General features: G+C 42.7%; 1 protein-coding gene and 1 pseudogene. One reads left to right on the forward strand and one right to left on the reverse strand.

Annotation, left to right across the window (positions count from 1 at the left end):
* A partial coding sequence (locus V6C93_RS32570) for a Tll0287-like domain-containing protein (RefSeq protein WP_333480835.1) occupies positions 1-925 on the reverse strand: 925 nt, incomplete at its 3' end.
* A 744-nt stretch (positions 926-1,669) separates the two neighbouring features.
* Here V6C93_RS32570 and V6C93_RS32575 point away from each other — a divergent pair.
* A pseudogene (locus V6C93_RS32575) lies at positions 1,670-2,108 on the forward strand (hypothetical protein); the annotation flags it as partial.

Here is a 2,108-nt window from a genome sequence, read left to right on the forward strand (position 1 = left end):
TGCGACGGCCAATCCGATAACCGTCAAGCCTTTTCATTGCCATAACCAAACTCATCTTCATCCGTTCAAAGGCATCTGCTAAACTTCCTACTTCATCATTGGACACCCGTTCAAATTCCGCCTCTGTATCACCTATACTCACAGCTTCTGCCACTTGAGCCATCCGATTGATCGGTCGAACCACATATCGATTCAACCAGCGATTAACGGTGTATATGGCAGCAGCAAAAATTACCAATACAACGCCCATGATCCAGAGGAATGACTGACGAGCATTGTGAATTACTGTACTCGCAGGAACCGAGATGATTTGTGCGCTGACAACCTCATTAAGTTTCCAACCAAAACCATGCTTAGTGCCATAGAGCTTAATCATGCTCTTGGGCGCTGCGTCGGGTGTACTGTGACAGACTAAACAGCTGGATTTAGTAATGGCTAGGGGACGAGCAATGTAGAAAATCTCCCCTGTAGAAGTGGAACGGAATCCTTGCAATTCCTTAAGATTTTTATCGCTACGGAAGCGCTCCACAATCTTCTGCTCAAAGTCATCCGCTTTATCTCGTAAACTCGTAGGATTAAGCGTCGCCTCCTTATAGGAAAACTCTTTGTAGCTTTTATCACTGCGAAACTTTTCAAAGACTTCCCTTGCCGAAAAAGCCGGAATAGTCTGTGGGATAAACTTGGTTTCCAACTTATCAACTAACTCCGGCTTGACTTGAGTATTTGTATAGTCCCGAACCGAGTTCATAATTCCCATCAGAACCAGCGCCTTGGAGGTAATTTCATTTTGAGCATTGCGATTCAGGATAGTCGCTAAACCTGCACCGCTAATGACAATCCCCCCAATAAAGACTAAGAGCAAGAGAATCGTTAACTTTTTGCCTAACTTGAAATTATCGAATCCTGACTGAAGATTTTTTAGCATAGCACCTCTCATCCATCAGGTTTTACAGCAAACACTTGATAGTATTATTTCTTTATTTTTATCTCTAAAAGACTTGATTTAAAAAAATTAAACAATATTTCAAAATCATGACTGCATGTAGAAGTGTTGAAAGCCGTTGAGAGTCTAGTTTTACCTTGTTGCTTATACCGTTCACTCAATTACCAGACTGAGAAATCTGGGAGCCGATATTGACGTTTAATTACTAAAGCTGAGTATAGTCACACAGGTATAAACGTTCGATTTGTTGTTACATCGATTGCAACCTAAGACGTTTCTTCCGGTTAACTTTCTACGCAAGCGTACTGTCCGCGTAGGGAAATGGAGAATCGATTCAAAGAGCAAACGAAGCTTTCACCGGACTCATATATTGCACCACGTTCAATAATCTTTCGCCTGTAGGGTGGGCATTGCCGAATAGAACTTAAAAACTTGATTCTATCGTTGGTCGGCAATGCCCACCCTACGATTATTGAGAAAGGTGCAAGATGTCACCAGAGGCAATTTAGCTCTCAAACACTGACTCCCTAAACACTCTGCCTCATTTCCATTCCTCAGTTCTACAATACGTGAACCATTCAAGTCCCGATCGCGTCTCCTCAATGGGGCTGCTCTCCAACTTGGAACTTTAACTGTTGGGTCTCGTCAGGAAAAGGGAATCTATAGCCTCCGCCAACTGATACTTTCGGCTAGGCGAAAAGTTTTATCTGAGGGAGAGTCGTTTTCATGTTTAGTTGGTCTTTTGATTGCCCAAGCAGCGCTACCTTGCTGGTACTAGGATTAGCTGTTGGGGTAGCTTCACCGTTAGGAATGTCTGTCTCTGCAACCGCAGCTAGTTCTACAAGGATACAAAATCAAACCGTTTCAGTCCCTAGTTCGAGCATGATACAGGCTTCTAACTATGTGGTTCCAGTCTCGACGGTAAGTACTTCATCTAATATATCTAATACGAGTAATACGAGTAGCTCTAGCAATCCAACGGGAAGCACTAATCAAACTCCCAATAATTCGTCTTACAGAGTTCCCAAGGGGACAATCATTAGTGTTGACTACAAAGTTTCAGACAAGGTAGTCGTGTTTCCCGGTCAAACCCAGAGCTTAACCTTAACAGTTGCCAAGGATATCAAAAACTCAAAAGGGGAAATTTTAATTCCCAAAAATAGTG

The sequence above is a fragment of the Allocoleopsis sp. genome (assembly GCF_036703385.1).
Lineage (GTDB): Bacteria > Cyanobacteriota > Cyanobacteriia > Cyanobacteriales > Coleofasciculaceae > Allocoleopsis.